This is a genomic window from Streptomyces sp. NPDC053513 (assembly GCF_044544765.1).
GTDB classification, from domain to species: Bacteria; Actinomycetota; Actinomycetes; order Streptomycetales; family Streptomycetaceae; genus Streptomyces; species Streptomyces litmocidini.
In genome coordinates this window covers 310,839-329,886 of record NZ_JBITXP010000007.1, presented here as the reverse complement: position 1 = coordinate 329,886, position 19,048 = coordinate 310,839, and the positions used below count along the sequence as shown (strand labels likewise).

Sequence of the window (19,048 nt, the reverse complement as noted above, 5' to 3'; positions counted from 1 at the left end):
GGGAGGAAACATCTTGGAGTTCCGGCTTCTGGGTCCCGTCGAAATTCTCTGGCAGGGTCGCAACATCATGCCGACCGCGCCCAAGCCGCGCCAGGTCATCTCCCTGCTCATGCTGCGGCACAACACCGTGGTGCAGGCCTCCGAGCTGATCGACGAGTTATGGCCCGAACTCCCGCCCCCGAGCGCGGTGACCACCCTGCAGACGTACATCTACAAGTTCCGCAAACTCTTGCTGAAGCAGGGGCTCGGGAACCTGCTCCACACCCAGCCGGGCGGGTACAGCCTGACCGTTCCGGCGTCGAGCCTGGACGTCAGCAGGTTCGAAGAGCAGGCCGAGGAAGGACAGAAGCTCCTCCAACAGGGCGACTCCGCAGGCGCCTCGGAGAGCTTCGGACGCGCCCTGGCCCTGTGGCGCGGGCCCGCGCTCGCCGACGTCGAGACCGGGGGACGTCTCTTCTCTTACGTGACCCGCCTGGAGGAGCTGCGCTTCCGCATCCTCGAACTGCGGATCGAGGTCGACCTGGAAACCGGTAGGCACCGTGAACTCATCAGCGAACTCAAGTCGTTGGTGCTCGCCCACCCGCTGCACGAGCACCTGCACGGGCTGCTGATGCTGGCCCTGCACCGGTCCGGACGTCGGCACGAGGCGCTGGAGGTGTACCAGAGCCTGCGCCAGAAGATGATCGACGAGCTGGGCCTGGAACCGGGCAAGGAACTCGCGCGCCTGCAGCACACCCTGCTCTCCGACTCCCCCGCCGAAGCCCCGGGGCCCGCGCGGCGGCCACGGGCCGAACCCGCCCCGCCCCACGCCCCTTCCTCTTCCCCCTCCCCTTCCCCCTCCCCTTCCCCTGCCCTCGCCCCTTCGCCCGGCCCGGACACGGCTCCGGCTCCGGCTCCGGCTCCGGCGGTCGGCTCCCCGCCGTCCCCTGCTCCGGTCCCCGTACCCGCGCCCACGCCCTCCCTCTCCTTCGGGCCCGGTCCGCTGACCACCCACCCGGCTCCGCCCGTTCCCGGCGCCGGCGACCCCGAACTGCGGGAGTCGATCGGGACACCGGCCCAGCTGCCCGCCGGACTCGCGGGGCTGGTCGGCCGACACGACGTACTGAAGGACCTGAAGGCGGCGCTGCGCGAGCCCGACGGACCGGGCGCCGAGGGCACGGCGGCCCGCATCGGCGTCGTGACCGGACCTCCCGGGGTCGGCAAGAGCGCGGTGGCCGTCCATCTGGCACACATGCTCCGTCCGCGCTTCACCGACGGCCAGCTCTACGCGGACCTGCGCGGCTCCTTTCCCGATCCGCGCGACCCCGCCGAGGTGCTCCGCGGCTTCCTGCGGGCCCTGGAGGTCCCGACCTCACGGATGCCGGAGAGTCTGGAGGAGTGCGGGGCGCTGTTCCGGTCCCGTACGGCGGGCCGCCGTGTGCTGGTGCTGCTGGACGACGTGGCGAGCTCGGCCCAGATACGGCACCTGCTGCCCGCCGACCCCCGCTGCGCGCTGCTCGTCACCGGTCGCCGGAGGATGACCGCGCTGGTCGAGGCCAAGCGCGTCGAGCTGTACCCCCCGCCCCTGGAGGAGGCCCTGGAGATCCTCGCGGCCCTCGCGGGCAGGCGGCGCGTGGAGCGGGAGCCGGGGGCCGCCCACCGGATCGCCGAGTTGCTGGGCCGCCATCCGCTGGCCCTGCGCTGCGTCGGCGGCCGGCTCGCGGCCCGGCCCGGCCTCTCGCTGACGGCGCTGGCCGACCAGCTCGACGCGACGCCGCGGATCCTCGACGTGGCCAGGCTGGGCGAGCTGGACGTGCGGTCCCGGTTCGACGCGAGCTACGCCGGGCTCACCCATGCGGGGCAGGGGGTCTTCCGGCTGCTCAGCATGATGGGCGAGACGCCTTTCTCCGCGGCACAGGCCGCGGAGCTGCTGAGCCGGCCGGTGCCGGAACTGGAGGCGGTCCTGGAGGTTCTCGCGGACAACCACCTGCTGGTCACGGACCACTGTGCCGACGGAGTCGGCCGCTACGCCTTCGACCGCCTGACCCGGGCGTACGCCAAGGAGCGGCTGGAGGAGACGCTCGCCCCGGGGGCGTCCGCGGTCGAGGAGGTGGCCGCCGGATGAGCCCGCGGCACGGCCCAGCCGGTGTCGAGACGTTCTCAACGGACGGCTGGCAGGCTCGCCGCCACGCGTCCGCGGCCGCCGGACGGACACGACGAGACGAGGAAGGCCTTCCCATGCCGAACGAGGAACATCGCTCCGACGTCGACGACGAAGCCGGTACGTCCGGCCCCTCCGGACACGGTCCCGAGGTGACCTTCGTGAACCGGTTCACCGTGCACGGGACGGCCGAGGAGTTCGAGGAGGTGTTCGCCCGGACCTCCGCCTTCATGGCGCGGCAGCCCGGCTTCGTCCGGCACAGTCTCCTGCGGGAGGTGGACGATCCGGTCGTCTACGTGAACCTGGCCGTGTGGACGGACCGGGCGTCGTTCCGACGGGCCGTACGTCACCCGGAGTTCGCCCCGCACGCCGCCGCGCTGCGGGCCCTCAGCCGGAGCGCGAACGGGCTGTTCACGGCCCGGCTGTCGGTGACGGCCGCCGACGCGGGGCACTGACGGCGGTGCGCCCGCGGCGTGCGGTCAGGACCGGGTCTTGAGGACGTCGCGCAGGGCCTCGATGACCCTGTCCTGCGCGTCCGTGGTCAAGGAGGGGTACATGGGCAGCGAGAAGATCTCACGGGCCAGCCGTTCGGTGACGGGCAGGGAGCCCTCCCGGTAGCCCAGGTGCGCGAAGCCGGTCATCGTGTGGATCGGCCAGGGGTAGCTGATGTTGAGCTCGATGTCACGCTCCCGGAGGGCCTCGATGATCTCGTCCCGGCGCGGGTGGCGCACGACGTGCACGTAGTAGACGTGCTCGTTGCCCGGGGCGGTCTCGGGGAGGATCAAGTCGGTGTCGGCGAGCCCCTCGGCGTAGCGCCGGGCCACCTCGCGGCGGGCCGCCACGTAATCGTCGAGCCGTCGGAGTTTGCGACGGAGGATCTCGGCCTGCACCTCGTCCAGCCGGCTGTTGTGGCCGGGCAGGCCGGTGACGTAGTACCGCTCCTCCATGCCGTAGTAGCGCAGCCGTCGCAGCGCGCCGTCCACCTCCGCGTCGGAGGTGACGACGGCGCCGCCGTCGCCGTAGGCCCCGAGGACCTTCGTGGGGTAGAAGGAGAAGGCGGCGGCCCTGCCCATGGTCCCGGCGATCCGGCCGTGGTGGCGGGCGCCGTGCGCCTGGGCGCAGTCCTCGAGGACGGCGAGGCCGTGCCTCGCGGCGAGTTCCTCCAGCGGGGCCATGTCGACGCACTGGCCGTAGAGGTGGACCGGGAGCAGGCAGCGGGTGCGCGGGGTGATGGCGGCCGCCACCTGGGAGACGTCCATGAGGTAGTCCTCGCGGACGTCCACGAAGACCGGGGTCGCGCCGGTGCCGGCGATGGCCACCACGGTCGGGGCCGCGGTGTTGGAGACGGTGATCACCTCGTCGCCCGGTCCCACGCCGAGCGCCTCCAGGCCGAGTTTGACGGCGTTGGTGCCGTTGTCCACGCCGACGCAGTGCGGGACTCCGTGCCGGGCGGCGAACTCCTCCTCGAACGACCGGACGCTGTCGGCGAGGACGAGGCGGCCTGAGCCGAAGACGGTGTCGACCGCGTCGAGAATCTCCTCGCGTTCTGCCGCGTACTCGTCCAGATATCCCCAGACACGAATGGTCACAGGTTTTCTCCATTTCCGCTCGGATGGGCACAGAGTCCAGCGGACACCGCTCGCATCCACCTCGATTGCACCTCGACGCCGGATTGCCGTCCTTGTGGCTCCGGATATCGCGCGGATAGCATCTCCGGCATGAAAGGAATCATTCTGGCCGGGGGCACGGGAAGCCGGTTGCACCCGATCACGCTGGCCGTTTCCAAGCAGCTCTTACCGGTCGGCGACAAGCCGATGATCTACTATCCGCTCTCGGTGCTCATGCTGGCCGACATCCGGGACATCCTGATCATATCCACCCCGCACGACCTCCCTCAGTTCCGGCGACTACTCGGCGACGGCAGCCAGTTGGGGCTCCGGATCGACTACGCGGAGCAGCCCAAGCCGAACGGGATCGCGGAAGCCTTCGTCATCGGCGCCGACCACATCGGCGACGATTCCGTGGCTCTTGTGCTCGGCGACAACATATTTCACGGGCATTCATTCTCCGAGGTGCTCCGACAGGAACGGGAGAATCTTCAGGGATGCCTTCTGTTCGGTTACGAGGTACACGATCCCGAGCGGTACGGGGTGGGCGAGACCGACGCGGACGGAAAGCTGATCTCGATCGAGGAGAAACCGTCCCGGCCCCGCTCCAACCGCGCGATCACCGGCCTCTACTTCTACGACAACGACGTCGTCGCGCGCGCCGCGGAACTGCGTCCTTCGGCACGTGGCGAGTTGGAGATCACCGACCTGAACCGCCTGTACATGGAGTGCGGACGGGCCCGGTTGCGGGAACTCGGCCGGGGCTTCGCCTGGTTGGACACCGGGACCCCCGAGTCCTTGCTCCAGGCGGCGCAGTACGTCCAGACCCTGGAGGAGCGGCAGGGGGTGCGGATCGCATGCGTGGAGGAGGTGGCCCTGCGGAAGGGGTTCATCGCTCCGGAGGACGGTCACCGGCTGGGCGCGCGGCTGGGCAACTCGGCGTACGGCCGCTATGTGATGGCGATCGCCGACGAGCTCGCCACCGCCGTGTGAGCGGTTCCCGGGCGGCGCGCGCCCGGGAACCGCGGGGACCGGAGCCCCGCGGCTCCCGGGGTCTCAGCCGCGGCGCGCGACGAAGAGGCCCCGCGCTGTCCACTCCGGCCGGAGGTACTCCGCCGGGCAGCCGGCGTCGGCGAAGGCGGCCAGGTACTCCTCGCACGTGAAGAGGGTGAGGAGGTCGACCTCGGTGAACTCCCTGATGCCCCCTGCCTCGCCGATCACGAACCGGACCTCCATGCGCGTGGTCCGGCCCTCGCGGGTCGAGTGCGAGATCCTGGCGACCGTCCGGTGCTCGTCGCTCGCCAGGTCGCCCGCCACGTAGCCGTCCAGGAAGCGCTCGGGGAACCACCACGGTTCGACGACGAGCAGCCCGCCGGGCCGCAGGTGACGGGCCATCGTGGCGACCGCCGCCCGCATGTCCGCGAGGGTCCGCAGATAGCCGATGGCGGTGAAGAGGCACACCACGGCGTCGAAGCGCCGCCCGAGGTCGAACGCGCGCATGTCGCCCTGGTGCAGGGGTACGCCGGGGAGCCTGCCGGTGGCACGCTCCAGCATCGCCGCCGAGAGTTCCAGGCCTTCGGTGTGCCCGAAGAGGCCGTCGAAGGCCTCCAGATGGGCGCCGGTGCCGCAGGCGACGTCCAGCAGGGAGTCCGCCGCGGGCAGGCGTTCCCTGATCAGCGTGCCGATCTCGGCGGCTTCCGCGGCCCAGTCCTTGCCGCGGGAGCGGTAGACCAACTCGTAGACGTCCGCCAGGTCGTGTCCGAACATCGGCCTCCTTAGGGTGCGTGCCCGGGATCGGGCGGCGGGGACCCGCGACGGGCGCGCGGGCCGGTGGGGCTCATGCGTCGACGAGTGCGACCGCGCGGGTCCAGCCCGCGCCCGCGCCCGCGATCTTCACGGGGAAGCAGGAGACCTGGAAGCCGTCCGCGCCGGGCAGGGCCTCCAGGTTGGCCAGCCGTTCGATCTGGCAGTACTCGCGGTCCCTGCCGATCATGTGCGCGGGCCAGAGCACCGAGCGGTCCCCGGTGGCCCGGTAGCGGGCGATGATGTCGTGGAAGGGGGCGTCCAGGCTGAACGCGTCCGTGCCGATGACCCGGACGCCCAGGTCGAGCAGCAGGTGGACGGCGGGTCCGTCGAGGCCGGCGAAGTCGGTGAAGTACCGCTGCGTGCCCCGGTGGCGCTGCGCGCCGGTGTGCAGCAGGACGATGTCCAGCGGGTTCGGGCGGCGGCCGACGCGGGCGAACTCCTTCTCCAGCCGGTCCGCACCGATCACGCCCGTCGGCGCGTCGGTGAGGTCGAGCACCATGCCGGGGCGCAGGAACCAGTCCAGCGGCATGGCGTCGATGTGCCGCGGCACGCCGTCGCCGTAGCCGGCCCGGGAGCCGTAGTGGGAGGGCGCGTCCACATGGGTGCCGGTGTGGGTGGTGAGGGTGAGGCGGTCGAGGGAGAGGAACTCGCCGTCGGCCAGCTCGTCGGGGTCGAAGTCGACGCCGAAGTGGGTGCGCATCTCCTCGCTCATGTGCAGGGCGCCCTCGCGGGGCGTGAGGACGTGGTGCTCCACGGGATCGGGTTCCCAGAGCGCCGCGTCCACCGGCGAGGACAGGTCGACGATCCTCACATCGCACCTCCAGGGGGTCGGGGCCGCCGTCAGGGTGGGGATCCTCCCGACCGGGGCCGGAACAACGGTGGAGCCGTACTGGAGCCGGGGACCGGTTCGGGTACGAGCCCGGCTCCAAGGGGGCGCGCGAGCATCTGCGGCAGCGACCCGCGACCCCGCGGGCGAGGAGGGAGATCCCTGATGGAGACCGTCGGCCCCCCGTACGCGCCGCTCGGCCCGGACGCGTCGCTCAGCGCCGGCATCCAGCGGTTCCACGCCCGGCAGATGCACCTGCTGGACTCGGGTGAAGCCGAGGCGTGGGCCGCCACCTTCACCGAGGACGGCCTGTTCGCGCCGCCCTCCCTGCCCGAGCCGGTCCGCGGACGCGCCGCCCTCGCGGCCGGGGTCCGCAAGGCGCACGAGGAGTTGGCCGCCGAGGGCGAGGCGCGCCGGCACCTGCTGACCACGGCGGCGGTGGGCGACCCCGAGCCGGACGGCTCGGTGCGGGTGCGCTCGTACGTCCAGGTGGTGGCGACGCGCCGGGACGAGGCGCCGAAGCTGCTGCTCATGTGCGTGTGCGAGGACGTCCTGGTCGTCGAGGACGGGGAGTGGCGGGTGCGCGAGCGGTACGTGACCCGCGACGACCGGCCCTGACGCCGGCGTGGGGCCCGGCGGACGTCTCCGTGACGTCCGCCGGGCCCCACGCGTGCACCGTCCCCGCCCCCTGTCCGCCCCGCGCGGTCAGCGGACGGAGTCGGCCGAGACGATCACCGGTTTGGGGAAGGGGAGGACGAACCGGCCGCCCGCGCGCAGGAACTCCGCCTCCTTGCGGAGGATCTCCTCCGCGTAGTTCCACGCCAGCATCAGGTAGACGTCCGGCGGATCGGCCCGGGCGTCCTCCGGGCTGCGCACCGGGATGTGCGTCCCGGGCAGCACCTTGCCCTGCTTCAGCGAAGTGGTGTCGGTGCAGTAGGCCACCTCGGCCGGCCCCAGGCCGCAGATGTTGAGGATCGTGGTGCCCTTGGCCGAGGCTCCGTAGCCGGCGACCCGATGGCCCTCCGCGACCAGGGAGCGCACCAGGGCCGGAAGCTCCTCGCGGATGGCCCGCACGCCCCGGGCGAACTCCCGGTAGCCGGCGTCGCTCCCGAGCTCGGCGCGCTTCTCCGCCTCGATCAGGGTGGAGACGGCGTGGGTGACGGGGCGCCCCGCCTCGGGCCTGCCGACGAGGACGAGGAGCGAGCCGCCGTGGACCGGCAGCCGTTCCACGTCGAAGAGGCTCAGGCCGTGGCGGGTGAAGAGGGTGTCCAGGGTGCGTACCAGGAAGTACGACAGGTGCTCGTGGTAGATCGTGTCGAAGGCGAGCTTCTCCAGGAGGTCCACCGCGTAGGGGACTTCGACGGCGAAGACCCCGTCGGGGGCGAGCAGGGCGTGCACGCCGGCGAGCACCCCGGCCAGGTCGTCGATGTGGGCGAAGACGTGCCGGCCGAGAACGAGGCGCGCGGGGCCGTGGGAGCGGCGGACGATCTCGGCGGTGGCTGCGGTGAAGAACTCGGGGAGCGTCGGTGTCCCGCGCTCGTTGGCGACCGCCGCCAGGTTCCGGGCGGGGTCGACGCCGAGCACGCGGGCGCCGTCCCGGGCGAAGACGGCCAGCTGCTGGCCGGTGTTGCTGCCGAGCTCCACCACGAGGTCACCGGGTGCGAGCCCGCCGCGTTCCCGGCAGGTGGCGGCGACGAACTCCATGTGGCGGGTGATGGTCTCGGAGTCCGAGGTGACGTAGCTGTAACTCCGGTACAGCACCTCGGGGTCGACGACGTGGGTGACGCTCATCAGCCGGCAGGAGCGGCAGGAGATCACGCCCAGCGGGTAGGCGGGTTCGTCCTCGTAGGAGGCGGCCGGTGCCAGGAAGGCGTTGGCCAGCGGCACCTCGCCGAAGGAGACGATCTCCTGCCAGTCGGAGGCGCCGCACACCCGGCAACGGGTGACCGGCCGTACGTTCTCCTCGTGGTCGGCGGCGGCGTTCATGTCCGGACCTTCCTCTCCGCGGTCGGCGCCGGTTCCCCCGGCATCAGCAGGCTCTGCAGACAGGCCACCAGACTGCGAGCCTGGATGTTGAGGTAGTGACTGTGCCGCAGCAGCTCGACGAGCTGGTGCGCGGTCATCCACCGGTAGTCGGGATCGTCGGGCGGGACGTCGAGGTCGGTGTCGACGATCAGATAGCGGTTGCGGGCGTGGTGGAAGCGTCCGCCCTCCTCCGAGAGGACGGAGTGGAACCGGACCCGCGCGGGGTCCGGATGCTCCACCTCGTCGAGGAAGCGCGGCCGGGCGCTCCTCGGCAGGTGCTCGTAGGAGGCGGGGGTGCACTGGACGGTGGGCGCCAGTTCGACGACGTCGATGTACCCCGCCTCGACCCGGGCGTTCATCAGGACGTGCAGCACCCCGTCGATGGACCGGGTCAGGAAGGCGACGACGCCGGTGCCGTGCGGTTCGATCATCGGCTGGGACCAGCGGGCGACCTCCCGGCCGCCGGCCTCCACGCGTACGCCGATCACGTCGAAGAAGGCACCGGTGGAGTGGGAGATCCGCTCCGGGGTGCGGTGCCAGCCGGGCAGGCCGGCCAGCGGGACGCGGCGCGCGCGGACCACGGTGCGGGTGCGGGCCTCGGTGATCCAGCTGAGGACGGCGCTCATGGGGTGCCGGGCCTCCGCGTACGGGTCGCAGGAGCGGAAGAGGGCCGCCCGGAAGGCGTCGGCGGGCGGCCCGAATTCCCGGGCCAGCTCCTCGTGGGCGAAGGGCAGACAGGACAGGACGGTACGGGCGTCCATGTTGATCAGGTCGTCCTCGGCGAGGAGCCGGTGGAGCTGGCCGAGGGTCAGCCAGCGGAAGCCGTCGTGGACCTCCACGTCCCCGTCGGCCTCGACGACCATGTTCCGGTTCCGTTTGTGGTGGAAGGCCGATCCCTGTTCGGACTGGCGTACGTCGACGAGCGGGCCGCGCGGGCCCGGGTCCCGGAACAGGTCCAGATAGGGTACGGGGCGGCCGCCGTGGACGCGGGTGTAGTTGCTGCGGGTGGCCTGCACGGTCGGGGAGATCTGCACGCCGTTGGCGTTGCCGGGTTCGACCTTGGCCTGCATCAGACAGTGCAGGACCCCGTCGAACTCCTTGACGAGGATGCCCAGGACGCCGACCTCGGGCTGGTTGATGATGGGCTGGCTCCAGGCGGGCACGGCGCCGGCCGGCATCCGCACCTCCAGGCCCTCCACGGTGAAGAAGCCGCCGGTGTGGTGGCGCAGGTTGCCGGTGCCCGGGTCGGTCTCCCAGCCGTCCAGCTCGTCGAGCGGGACCCGTTCCACCCGGGCGAAGGCACGTTCACCGGCCTCGGCGTACCAGTCGTGGAACGTGGAGTGCGCGGTGAGGCCGCCCTCCCGTGCGTACGCCGAGGCGGCGACGCGGAGGGGTGTGGCGGCGCGCGGAGGGGCGGAGCCGCGCGGCCGGCGCGCGGGGTGCGTGGTGGCTTCGGTCATGGCTGCTCCACAGCGTGGTCCGCGCCTGAGGCGTCCCACATGTCCTTGATCGATTCGGGCAGGTCCGTCGTCGGCCGCCAGCCCAGCAGCCGGGCCGCGCGGCCGATGTCGGCCAGGGTCCAGTCGCCGCCCCGGGAGTCGACGGGCGCGGTGCGCAGCCGGACCGCTCCGGGCGGTGGGCCGGCCGCCGCGATGAGCAGGTCGAGCAGGTGGGCCACGGGGACGGCCTCGCCGCGGCCCACGTTGACGACCTGTCCGGCGACGGGAGCGGTGGCGGCCGCGAGGACGGCCGCGGCCAGGTCCCGTACGTCGAGGAAGTCACGGCGGGCGTCGGCGACGGTCAGCTCGGCCGGCCGGTCGGGCGTGGCGGCGCGCAGCCGGCGGACGGCCGCGCCGAGGAAGCCGACGTCCGTCGTGCCCGGGCCGCAGAGGTTGACGGCGCGCAGCACCACCCCGTCCACGAGTCCGTCGCGGGTGGCCCGGAGCACGGACTCACCGCCTGCGAGTTTGGTGCGCGCGTAGGCGGAGACGGGGCGTGGCACGCGCGTCTCGTCGGCGGCGGTGCCGACGGGGAGCGGGCCGTACTCGTGGACGGACCCGATCTGCACCAGGCGGAGCGGCCTCGGTGCCCGGGCGAGCGCGGCGAGCAGGTTGTCGACGAGGAGGACGTGCGCGCGCTCGTTCGCCGTCTCGCCGGTGACCCAGCCGCCGGCCGCGTTGACCACGGTGTCCACGCCCGCGTCGGCGAGCAGGCCGGCGAGTACGGCGGGGTCGGCGGCGGCCGCGTCGAGGGCGAGGAACCGGCCGCCGGCCCGGCCGGAGGGCCGGCGGCGCGCCACCGCGACGACCGGCCGGCCGACCCGGGCGAACGCGGCGGCCACCGCGCGGCCCACGCAGCCCGTCGCGCCGAACACGGCGACGGCGGGCTCGCGTTCGGCGGTCACCGGGCCGGGCCGCCGCACAACGCCCGCTCTATCTCCAGGCACCTGCGGTACTCGGGGAGCGTGCCGGACTTCTCGGCCGTCTCCAGGGTGGGCGCGGCCCGGTCGCGTTCGGACATGACCGGGTCGATGTCCGTCGGCAGCGGTAGGTCGAGCGCCGGGTCGAAAACGGAGAGGGCCAGCTCGTTCTCCGGCACGTACTCGCCGGAGAGCATGTACGACATCACGGTGTCGTCCTCCAGCGCGACGAAGGCGTGGGCCACGCCCACCGGGAAGTAGACCGCGCGGAAGTCCTCCTGGTCGAGCAGGACGGCCTCCGAGCGGCCGTAGGTGGGCGAGCCGACCCGGACGTCGATGACGATGTCCAGGGCACGGCCGCGCGCGCAGTAGACGTACTTGGCGATGCCCGGGGGCGTGAGGGTGTAGTGGGCGCCCCGGACCGTTCCGCGCCGGGAGCGGCTGTGGTTGGTCTGGGCCACGGGGAACAGGGGGTGGCCGAGGGTCTGTCGGGCGGCGGTCTCCTGGAAGGGGGAGACGAAGAGCCCCCGTTCGTCGGTGAAGACCTTCGGGCGGAACTCGAACGCGCCGTCCACGGCGAGCTGTCGTGACTGCATGACACCGTCCTCGTTGCTGGTGGTGGTGCCGGCGTTGCCGGCGGCGTTCTGCGGTCAGAGAACGCGGACCTCGGGCACGTACACGATCCAGCGCCCCCCGGACTCGCGGAAAAGCCGCTCCTTGGCCATGATCTCCTCGGCGTGGTTCCAGGCGAAGAGCAGCGCGTAGTCCGGGTAGGGGTCGGTGAGGGCCTCGGTGGGACGGACCGGTATGTGCGAGCCGGGCATGAGCTTCCCGTGCTTGGCCGGGGTCACGTCGCAGACCCAGTCGATCAACTCGGGTCCGATGCCGCAGAAGTTGGTCACCGTGGCGCTCTTGGCGGTGGCACCGTAGCCGACGATCCGCTTGCCGTCGGCGCGCAGCTCCCGCAGGAGGCCGGTCAGATCGGTGCGGATGCGTTCGACCCCCGCGGCGAAGGAGTCGAAGACCCCGCGGGTGCCGATCCCCCTGCGGTCCTCCTCGGCGAGCAGCGCCGCCACAGCGGGGCCGGGCGTGCCCCGGCCGGCCCGCTTCAGGGTGTAGCGGAGTTCACCGCCGTGCACCGGGAGCCGCTCGACGTCGACGACCTCGAAGCCGAAGCGGGCGGCGGCGGCCCGGACCGAGCCCACGGTGAAGAAGTAGAAGTGCTCGTCGTAGATCTGGTCGAACGAGGTGCGTTCGAGGATGTCGCCGAGGTAGGGGTCCTCGAAGACGAAGGCGCCGTCCGGGGCCAGCAGGGTGTCGAGGCCCCGGAAGACGGAGTCGAGGTAGGGGATGTGGCAGATGGTGTTGGCCGAGTAGACGAGGTCGGCCGGGCCGTCGGCCGCCACGATCTCGGCTGCCGTCGCCTCCTCGAAGAACTCGGTGCGGACCCGGACCCCCTGCTGGCGGGCGAGTTCGGCGACACCGCCGGAGGGCTCGACCCCGAGGTGGCGGATGCCCTCCTTGGCCAGGGCCCGCAGCATCACCCCGTCGTTGCAGCCGATCTCCACGACGAAGGGGTCGGGGCCGCGCAGGTGTTCGCGGGAGAGCCGGCCCGCGGTCTGCTCGAAGTGGCGGCGCATGTGGACCGAGCCGGACGAGTGGTAGGGGTAGGCCTCGTGGAACATCCGGTCCCGGTCCACCTCGTCCAGGAGCTGGGTCATGCCGCAGGACTCGCAGATGCCGACGGCGAGCCGGTAGAAGTACTCCTCGTCGACGCGGGCGGGGTCCACAAACGCGTCGGAGAGCGGTTGGCGCCCGAAGTCGAAGAACTGACGGACGGGTCCTCCACAGACACGGCACATGGGGCCTTCCTCGGGGTTCATAGGGTCCGGGCCGATGACGACGGCCGGACGTTGCCTGGGCGGGCGGCGGGGAACCGGAGTGCGCCGCCGGTGATCGGGGACCGGAGCCGGCGCACCGTCTCGCCGGTCCGGACCAGTTCGGGCAGGTCGGCGGCGAGGGCCCGCAGGGCTGCCTCGGCCGCCAGCCGCACCACCGGGCCGACGAGGCCGCCGAAGTGGCCGTCGTCCGGAAGGAGGTGCCGGTCGTGGGCGGTCCGGTGGATGTCGAAGCGGTCCGGATCACGGTGGTGGCGCGGGTCGCGGTGGGCCGCCTCGATCAGCAGGACGACCTCCTCCCCCGCCGCCACCGGGGTCCCGGCGAGTTCCAGGTCCTGGCACGCGTACAGGCGGTGCAGGCGAACGGGGGGCGCGTACCGCAGGGTCTCCGCGACGACGGCGGGCGCGAGGCCGGGGTCCTCACGGAGCGCCTTCCACTGATCGGGGTGGTCGAGGAGGAGGGCGGTCGCGTCGGCGATCAGCGTGGTGGCTCCGTCGACGCCGACCAGGGCCAGCAGGGTGCACACGGTCAGGGCGTCGGCGGGCGCGGCCCGGCCTTCGGAGGCCGGGAGGGCCGCGAGCCGGCCGGCGAGGGCGTGCCCGGCGGGGTCGCCGGGGGCACCGGGGGTGCCCGACGCCGCGATCGTCTCGGCGAGCAGGGCGTGGAGTTCGGGGAGCGCGGCGCGGTACCGGCGGGCCGTGTCCAGGCGTGGCGGGCAGAGCGTCGCGTCCAGGACGCCGGCGAGCTGTGCCGACAGCTCGGCGAACCGGGCGGCCCGGCGCTCCGGCAGTCCGAGCAGGATGCGCGCGGCCTCCACGGTGGCGGGCCGGACCAGGTCGTCCAGCAGGTCGAACCGCTCCCCCACCGCGGACGACCTGCTCCGGTAGGCTCGTACGGCCGCCGCGCGCCAGGGGCGCAGCGCCCGCTCGCCGAGCACGGGGTCGGCCCAACGCCGCAGCCGCTCGTACTCCTCCCGGTCCAGCGCGGCCGGGAGTTCGGCCAGGGGAAGCGCCTCCCGCAGGGTCGGCACGTCCCAGGGCGCCGGTTCTCCGGCCGGCTCGCCGTGCGGCTCTCCGCGCACGGTGCCGGGGGGCCTCGGAGTGAGGCGCCGGTCGGTCAGCGCGGCGGAGACCACCGCCCAGTCGGCCGTCACCCATGCCTCGGCACTGCTCCAGTACAGGGGGCCCCGGGCGCGGACGCTCCGGCCGAGTTCGGCCCGGTCGTCTCCCGTCGCGCGGAGCAGCAGGGCGTACGGGTCACCTTTGGTGCCCAGGATCCATTGGACGCCGCGCAGGGTCAGCAGTATCCGCCCCAACGCGCCGTCGGTCATGCTCGCCACCATGGGGACGACGCTAGGCAGGCGTCCTCGACCACCCCTCGACTTCCCGTGGCTCGGACCGGACCGGTGGTCGAGCCGGCCACGAGGGGCGCATGGCATCCGCACCCTAGGGTGACGCGGTCATGGACATCATCGGCAAGGGTTTCATCGCCCGGCATCTGTGGCCGTTGCGCAGGACGCATCCCGGGGTGACGGTGCTGGCGGCGGGTGTTCCGCGCCAGCACCTGCCGGACTCCGAGCACGAGCGGGAGGCGGAGCTCGTGCGGGAGACGGTCGCGCGCTGTCGGCGCCGGGGCGAGCTGTTGGTCTTCTTCTCCACGGTGAGCATGTACGGCGGGCCCGGCTGCCGCGGCCGCGAGGACGATCCGCTCGTCCCGACCACCCGTTACGGCCGGCACAAGTTCGCTCTGGAGTCCGTGGTCCGGGAGTCGGGTGCGGCCCATCTGATCCTGCGCCTGTCCTACGTGCTGGGGCCGCACGGGCCGGGGTTCCGGCTGGTGCCCGCCCTGGTGTCCCAGGTGCGTTCGGGGCGGGTCCGGGTCCACCCGGGGGCCCGGCGCGATCTGCTGCACGTGTCGGACTTCGTCGGTCTGGTCGACGGACTGCTGGCCTCCGGGGTCCGCGACGAGACGGTGAACGTGGCCTCCGGCGACTGCGTGGACGTCCGGGAGATCGTCGCCCATCTGAAGCTGCGGCTGGGGCTCGAGGCGGAGGAGGAAGTGGTGGGCGGCGGTGAGAGCGCCTTCTCGCACTGTCCGTCGGTGGCGAAGTTGCGGGGCCTGGTGCCCGCGCCGGGCGCCCCGGTCTTCGGGCCCGGTTATCACCGGCGCGCCCTGGACCGCTATCTGCGGGAGACCGGCGACTGACCGGTCGCGAGGGAGAAGGCAGTGGCTTTCCAACGGTCGTCGAACCGCTGCGGACATCATCGGGACCGTCCCGATCGCACCGAGCGACCGGGGTCGAGTGAAGGAAGCGGGGAACGCGATGGCGACGCACCACAGGGACCGGGCGGTCACGGCGGATCTGCGCGACCCGAGGACCTCCTCGGGCGGAGCGTTGCTCGATCTGCTGACCGGTCACCTTCCGCGGGTCGGGGACGGGGCCCGTCGGCACGACCGGGACGGGACCTTCCCGGTCGAGGTGTTCGAGGGACTGCGCACGGGCGGGGTGCTCGGGGCCACCGTGCCGGCCGAGCTCGGCGGGCTGGGCGTCACCTCGTTGCACGACGTCTCCCTGGCCCTGACGACGGTGGCCGAGGCGGACGCCTCCACCGCGCTCGCGCTGCACATGCAGCTCAGCCGGGGGCTGACCCTCACCCACGAGTGGCTGTACGGGGACGACCGGGCGCGGGCGCTGGCGGAGCGGTTGCTGCGGGGCATGGGCTCGGGCGAGGCGGTGGTGTGCACGACGGTGAAGGACGCCGGCGGGGGCCGGGTGGTCACGCGCCTGCGGCCGGCGCCGGACGGCGGCTGGCTGCTGTCGGGGCGCAAGACCCTGGCGAGCATGGCGCCGATCGCGACCGACTTCGTCGTCTCGGCCCGCGTGGACGTGGCGGGGGTGACACGGTCGGCCGCCGCCGTCCTGCCGCGGCGGACCCCGGGGCTGACCGTCCTCGACAACTGGGACGGGCTCGGCATGCGGGCCTCGGGGAGCGTGGACATCCTGCTCGAGGACTGCCCGGTCGGGGCCGAGGACGTCTTCCTGCGCGGGCCGGTCGGGGAGGTGGCCGACGCGGCGCTGGCCGGGCAGACGGTCAGTTCGATCACCATGCTGGGGATCTACGTCGGGGTGGCCCAGGCCGCCCGGGACCTGGTGGTGTCCGAGCTCACCCGGCGGGGTGGGTCGCCCTCGGCGGGTGTGCGCACCCTGCTCGCGGAGATCGAGGCCCGGTTGTACGCGCTGCGGACCACGGTGGGGAGCACTCTGTCGGTGGCGGATCACCTGGCGTACGAGTTCGACGGCGATCCGGCGGAGCGCGGCCGGCGCATGATGTTCGACTTCCAGCGCGCCAAGTTGACGGTGAACCGGCTGGCGCCGGAGATCGTCTCCGACTGCCTGTCGGTGATCGGCGGCGCGTCCTACTCGGGGTCCCATCCGTTGGCCCGGCTCTACCGGGACGTCCGGGCGGGCGCGTTCATGCACCCGTTCACCTATCCCGACGCGGTGGACTGGCTCTCCGACGCGACGCTCGGCGGCGCGAAGGAGTGAGCCGGGACGTACCGGAGGGGAGGGGGAGGACCGGGTGACCCGGTCCTCCCCCTCCCTTCGTCGTCCGGCGCCTTCCGGCGGAGCGGGGTCAGGCGCCCAGGCCCCGGGCGTGGGCGACGGCGTGCTCCATGGTGGTCGTGCTGTTACGGCTCAGGGCGTTCCGCACGAACGCGCGGGCGTCGGCGAGGGAGGCGTCCGGTCCCAGGACGGTCGGGACGGCCTCCTCGTTGAGGACCACGGTGTGGACGGAGGTGATCCGCGCGCCCCGCTCGTCCTCCTGGAACAGCCACCGCCCCGTGTGGGCCTTCATCAGGGCGGGGGTGCGCAGCTGCTTGTAGACGATCCGGTCGTGGGGGAAGCAGATGCGGACGGAGCCCGTGGTGTGGGTGGATCCGTCCGGTGACCGGGTCTCCATCTCCAGGGTCTGCACCCCGGGGGCGTCCTCCGTCATGACGGTGTCGGCCACGTGCGGGAGCCGCTCGGGCCAGAGGTCCGCCTCGTTGACGAAGGCGTAGGCGTCCTTGATGCCGCCGCCGGTGAGTTCGACCGTGTCCTCGAAGGTCAGGAGCAGGTCGGCGCCGGCCTCGGCCTGTTCGGCCGCGGTGCGCAGCGCGGCCAGCTCGGCGCCGCTGTTGCGGTCGACGGCCTGCTCGATCCAGGCCGTCTTCTCGGGGTCGTCGGCGACGGCCCGGAAGTCGTGGAGCAGCCGTACCCGACTCTCGGTGGCAGAGATCTCCTCGACGATCCACTCACCGCCCATGGCGGCCACGGGCGGCTGGGAGACCTCCTGCCGGAAGCGGACGCGGAGCCGCTCGTGGTCGAGGAACCGACGCGAGGTCCAGGCCTTGACCTCGTCGTTGGCGGTGGCCCAGATCCGGATGCGCTCCTCGGTCCCGCTCCGTTCGACGTGTTCGACGTGCACAGTGGGCGGAAAGGTCTCGGGCCAGCGGCCGACGTCGACGATCAGGTCGAAGACGCGGCGCGCCGGCGCGGCCACCTCGATCGTGTGCTCGCAGTGGTGGGTTCGGGGCTGTGACATGGTCCTCCGTCCGGCTCCGCTCGGGGTGAGCGGAGCCAGCTTCGGTGCCGCCCCTCGTCGGGGACTCGACAACAACTCGGCACGGGGGCGCCCGGTTCGTCGAGGTGGAGCGGTCAGCCGGCCGGCGGCCGGACGCCCAGCGCGTGGTGGAACAGGTCGAGCGGGTCCCAGCGTTCCTTGACCCGGCGCAGCCGCTCGTAGTGACCGCGATGGTAGAGGGTGCTCCAGGGCACTCCGGAAGTGTTCCACCGCGGGTCGGCGAGATCGGTGTCGGGGTAGTTGACGTAGGCGCCGCCGTTGGCCGCGTTCGGCACCGGGACTCCGCCGGTGTCGGCGTGGAGTTCGCGGTAGAGGCCACGGACCCAGGCCAGTTGGCGCCCGGTCTGCTCCTCCTCGCCCCAGAGGGCCTCGTGCACGGCGCTGAAGAGGCAGTCCCGGTGGGGCATGGCGGTGGCCTCCGGGGGGACCGCGTTGATCCGTCCGCCGAGGTAGGTGAGGTAGACGGCGGCGGTGGCGAACTCCTCGCCGCCCCGGCCCAGACGGTCGTGGAGCACTCCGATCTGACGGTCGTTCCAGGGTTCCCGCAGCAGCGTGGACTTCGACTTGAAGCGGGCGCCGCCGGGCCATTGCACGCCTCCGAGGACCGACTTCAGCCACGGTGTGGTGGCCGTCGCCGCCGTGTGCGGGACCCCGGCCGCGGCCGTCAGTTCGGCGACGAGGGCGTCCAGGAGTTCCTTCGACCGCGGTCGGTCGGCGTCGAGCGCGGCGTCCATCGTGATCCGCCCGTTCGTCCGGTGGCCGAGGGTGAGCCCGCTCGACAACTCCGCGTAGGGCGAGTCGGGTCCGGCGTGTCGTCGGTGCCACTCCCCGTGGGCGCGCAGGAGCCGGGTGAAGGCCTCCCGGTCCAGGTCCTGCCACTGCCAGCCGACGGAGACCGAGCGCACGGCGGCGGGCGGCCTGGGCAGCAGGTCGCCCGGGGCCCCGTCGGCGCCGGGCGACCGGAACAGATAGCGGGTGACGACGCCGAAGTTGCCTCCGCCGCCGCCGGTGTGGGCCCACCACAGCTCGCGCTCGGCGCCCGTCGAGTCCCGGGTGACGGTGACCTGTCGAGCCCTGCCCGACCGGTCGGCGACGACCAGCTCGACCCCGTGCAGGTGGTCGACGACCAGCCCGTACCGCCGGGAGAGTGCTCCGTACCCGCCGCCGGCGACATGGCCTCCGACTCCGACCGTCGGGCAGCCGCCGCCGGGCAGGGTCACGCCCCACCCGAGATAGAGGGTCCGGTAGACCCGCCCGAGCGTGGCGCCGGACTCGACGGCGAAGACCCGGCGCTCCGGGTCGTAGGAGACGGCCGTCATCTCGGAGACGTCGATCAGGGCCCGTACGGCGGGGTCGTCCACGAAGTCCTCGAAGCAGTGTCCGCCGCTGCGGACCGCGACCCGCCTGCCGGCGCGGGCCGCCTCCTCCACCGCCCGGACCACCTGGCCGGCCGAGCCGACCAGGTGCACCACGTCCGGGGAGCCCGTGAACCGGCCGTTGTATCCACGCGTGGTGAGCTCGACGTACCGGGGGTCGTCCGGTCCGAGCACCACCGGGCCCAGGGCCGGCGCGGCCGTGACGGCGGACGGGCGGTCCGGTGGGGCACCGGACGGGGCGGTGGGGGCCGCGGCGGCGGCCGGACCACCGAGGAGTGCGGCGCTCCCGGAGGCCGCCGAGAGCCCCAGCATTCGTCTGCGTGTG

Annotated in this window: 17 protein-coding genes; 6 read left to right on the top strand and 11 right to left on the bottom strand. The window is 72.8% G+C overall.

What is annotated here, in order from left to right; translation table 11 throughout:
- Positions 1-67 precede the first annotated feature (67 nt).
- Entirely contained in the window at positions 68-2,104 is a 2,037-nt protein-coding gene (locus tag ACIGW4_RS15330; protein ID WP_399580774.1) for a BTAD domain-containing putative transcriptional regulator, read from the top strand.
- A gap of 113 nt (positions 2,105-2,217) precedes the next feature.
- Positions 2,218-2,595, top strand: a complete 378-nt coding sequence (locus ACIGW4_RS15325) for an antibiotic biosynthesis monooxygenase (RefSeq protein WP_123456837.1) — start codon at positions 2,218-2,220, stop codon at positions 2,593-2,595.
- A gap of 24 nt (positions 2,596-2,619) precedes the next feature.
- Here ACIGW4_RS15325 and ACIGW4_RS15320 read toward each other — a convergent pair whose 3' ends face one another.
- Positions 2,620-3,729 (bottom strand): DegT/DnrJ/EryC1/StrS family aminotransferase, encoded by a 1,110-nt coding sequence (locus ACIGW4_RS15320; RefSeq protein WP_359589581.1) that lies wholly within the window; start codon positions 3,727-3,729, stop codon positions 2,620-2,622.
- A gap of 129 nt (positions 3,730-3,858) precedes the next feature.
- Here ACIGW4_RS15320 and rfbA point away from each other — a divergent pair, with 129 nt between their 5' ends.
- Positions 3,859-4,740 (top strand): glucose-1-phosphate thymidylyltransferase RfbA, encoded by an 882-nt coding sequence (gene rfbA, locus ACIGW4_RS15315; RefSeq protein ID WP_123456835.1) that lies wholly within the window; start codon positions 3,859-3,861, stop codon positions 4,738-4,740.
- A gap of 63 nt (positions 4,741-4,803) precedes the next feature.
- On the opposite strand, the gene ACIGW4_RS15310 is transcribed toward rfbA, so the two are convergent.
- The gene (locus ACIGW4_RS15310; RefSeq protein WP_398706405.1) at positions 4,804-5,514 is read right to left on the bottom strand and encodes a class I SAM-dependent methyltransferase; all 711 of its coding nucleotides are present in this window, start codon (positions 5,512-5,514) and stop codon (positions 4,804-4,806) included.
- A gap of 70 nt (positions 5,515-5,584) precedes the next feature.
- A complete protein-coding gene (locus ACIGW4_RS15305) occupies positions 5,585-6,364 on the bottom strand; it encodes a cyclase family protein (RefSeq protein ID WP_123456833.1) in 780 nt (259 codons plus the stop codon).
- Between the two features lie 180 nt (positions 6,365-6,544).
- On the opposite strand from ACIGW4_RS15305, the gene ACIGW4_RS15300 reads away from it, so the two are divergent.
- Complete coding sequence (locus ACIGW4_RS15300; RefSeq protein WP_123456832.1) at positions 6,545-6,997, top strand: nuclear transport factor 2 family protein; 453 nt, start codon at positions 6,545-6,547, stop codon at positions 6,995-6,997.
- Positions 6,998-7,084: 87 nt separating this feature from the next.
- Here ACIGW4_RS15300 and ACIGW4_RS15295 read toward each other — a convergent pair whose 3' ends face one another.
- The 6 genes from ACIGW4_RS15295 to ACIGW4_RS15270 are packed head-to-tail and all read right to left on the bottom strand — an operon-like array spanning position 7,085 to position 14,064.
- Positions 7,085-8,365, bottom strand: a complete 1,281-nt coding sequence (locus ACIGW4_RS15295) for a methyltransferase domain-containing protein (protein ID WP_398706402.1) — start codon at positions 8,363-8,365, stop codon at positions 7,085-7,087.
- Positions 8,362-9,864, bottom strand: coding sequence for an NDP-hexose 2,3-dehydratase family protein (locus tag ACIGW4_RS15290; protein WP_359589579.1), 1,503 nt, complete (start codon positions 9,862-9,864; stop codon positions 8,362-8,364). Before ACIGW4_RS15290 ends, ACIGW4_RS15295 begins: the two co-directional genes overlap by 4 nt.
- Positions 9,861-10,808: an NAD-dependent epimerase/dehydratase family protein gene (locus ACIGW4_RS15285; RefSeq protein WP_399580770.1), complete on the bottom strand. Its 948-nt coding sequence runs from the start codon at positions 10,806-10,808 to the stop codon at positions 9,861-9,863. The genes ACIGW4_RS15290 and ACIGW4_RS15285 overlap by 4 nt, the downstream gene beginning before the upstream one ends.
- Entirely contained in the window at positions 10,805-11,419 is a 615-nt protein-coding gene (locus ACIGW4_RS15280; RefSeq protein WP_399580768.1) for a dTDP-4-dehydrorhamnose 3,5-epimerase family protein, read from the bottom strand. Before ACIGW4_RS15280 ends, ACIGW4_RS15285 begins: the two co-directional genes overlap by 4 nt.
- A 54-nt stretch (positions 11,420-11,473) precedes the next feature.
- Positions 11,474-12,685, bottom strand: a complete 1,212-nt coding sequence (locus tag ACIGW4_RS15275; protein WP_123456828.1) for a class I SAM-dependent methyltransferase — start codon at positions 12,683-12,685, stop codon at positions 11,474-11,476.
- Between the two features lie 17 nt (positions 12,686-12,702).
- Positions 12,703-14,064, bottom strand: coding sequence for a P450-derived glycosyltransferase activator (locus ACIGW4_RS15270; RefSeq protein WP_399580765.1), 1,362 nt, complete (start codon positions 14,062-14,064; stop codon positions 12,703-12,705).
- Positions 14,065-14,183: 119 nt separating this feature from the next.
- Between ACIGW4_RS15270 and ACIGW4_RS15265 the strand changes: the two genes are divergently transcribed.
- Together ACIGW4_RS15265 and ACIGW4_RS15260 are read left to right on the top strand one after the other, a co-directional pair.
- Entirely contained in the window at positions 14,184-14,927 is a 744-nt protein-coding gene (locus tag ACIGW4_RS15265) for an NAD-dependent epimerase/dehydratase family protein (RefSeq protein ID WP_399580764.1), read from the top strand.
- A gap of 118 nt (positions 14,928-15,045) precedes the next feature.
- Entirely contained in the window at positions 15,046-16,269 is a 1,224-nt protein-coding gene (locus tag ACIGW4_RS15260) for an acyl-CoA dehydrogenase family protein (RefSeq protein WP_123456825.1), read from the top strand.
- Positions 16,270-16,357: 88 nt separating this feature from the next.
- Here the strand turns inward: ACIGW4_RS15260 and ACIGW4_RS15255 are convergent, their stop codons facing one another.
- Together ACIGW4_RS15255 and ACIGW4_RS15250 are read right to left on the bottom strand one after the other, a co-directional pair.
- Positions 16,358-17,308 (bottom strand): aromatase/cyclase, encoded by a 951-nt coding sequence (locus tag ACIGW4_RS15255; RefSeq protein WP_123456824.1) that lies wholly within the window; start codon positions 17,306-17,308, stop codon positions 16,358-16,360.
- Between the two features lie 113 nt (positions 17,309-17,421).
- Positions 17,422-19,035 (bottom strand): FAD-binding oxidoreductase, encoded by a 1,614-nt coding sequence (locus ACIGW4_RS15250; protein ID WP_399580761.1) that lies wholly within the window; start codon positions 19,033-19,035, stop codon positions 17,422-17,424.
- Between the last annotated feature and the right edge of the window lie 13 nt (positions 19,036-19,048).

Coding starts and splice junctions, on each gene's coding strand:
- ACIGW4_RS15280 (WP_399580768.1), bottom strand. CDS start 11,419: ATGCAGTCACGACAGCTCGCCGTGGACGGCGCGTTCGAGTTCCGCCCG.
- ACIGW4_RS15270 (WP_399580765.1), bottom strand. CDS start 14,064: ATGGTGGCGAGCATGACCGACGGCGCGTTGGGGCGGATACTGCTGACC.
- ACIGW4_RS15255 (WP_123456824.1), bottom strand. CDS start 17,308: ATGTCACAGCCCCGAACCCACCACTGCGAGCACACGATCGAGGTGGCC.
- ACIGW4_RS15290 (WP_359589579.1), bottom strand. CDS start 9,864: ATGACCGAAGCCACCACGCACCCCGCGCGCCGGCCGCGCGGCTCCGCC.
- ACIGW4_RS15250 (WP_399580761.1), bottom strand. CDS start 19,035: ATGCTGGGGCTCTCGGCGGCCTCCGGGAGCGCCGCACTCCTCGGTGGT.
- ACIGW4_RS15310 (WP_398706405.1), bottom strand. CDS start 5,514: ATGTTCGGACACGACCTGGCGGACGTCTACGAGTTGGTCTACCGCTCC.
- rfbA (WP_123456835.1), top strand. CDS start 3,859: ATGAAAGGAATCATTCTGGCCGGGGGCACGGGAAGCCGGTTGCACCCG.
- ACIGW4_RS15325 (WP_123456837.1), top strand. CDS start 2,218: ATGCCGAACGAGGAACATCGCTCCGACGTCGACGACGAAGCCGGTACG.
- ACIGW4_RS15260 (WP_123456825.1), top strand. CDS start 15,046: ATGGCGACGCACCACAGGGACCGGGCGGTCACGGCGGATCTGCGCGAC.
- ACIGW4_RS15295 (WP_398706402.1), bottom strand. CDS start 8,365: ATGAACGCCGCCGCCGACCACGAGGAGAACGTACGGCCGGTCACCCGT.
- ACIGW4_RS15300 (WP_123456832.1), top strand. CDS start 6,545: ATGGAGACCGTCGGCCCCCCGTACGCGCCGCTCGGCCCGGACGCGTCG.
- ACIGW4_RS15265 (WP_399580764.1), top strand. CDS start 14,184: ATGGACATCATCGGCAAGGGTTTCATCGCCCGGCATCTGTGGCCGTTG.
- ACIGW4_RS15330 (WP_399580774.1), top strand. CDS start 68: ATGCCGACCGCGCCCAAGCCGCGCCAGGTCATCTCCCTGCTCATGCTG.
- ACIGW4_RS15275 (WP_123456828.1), bottom strand. CDS start 12,685: ATGTGCCGTGTCTGTGGAGGACCCGTCCGTCAGTTCTTCGACTTCGGG.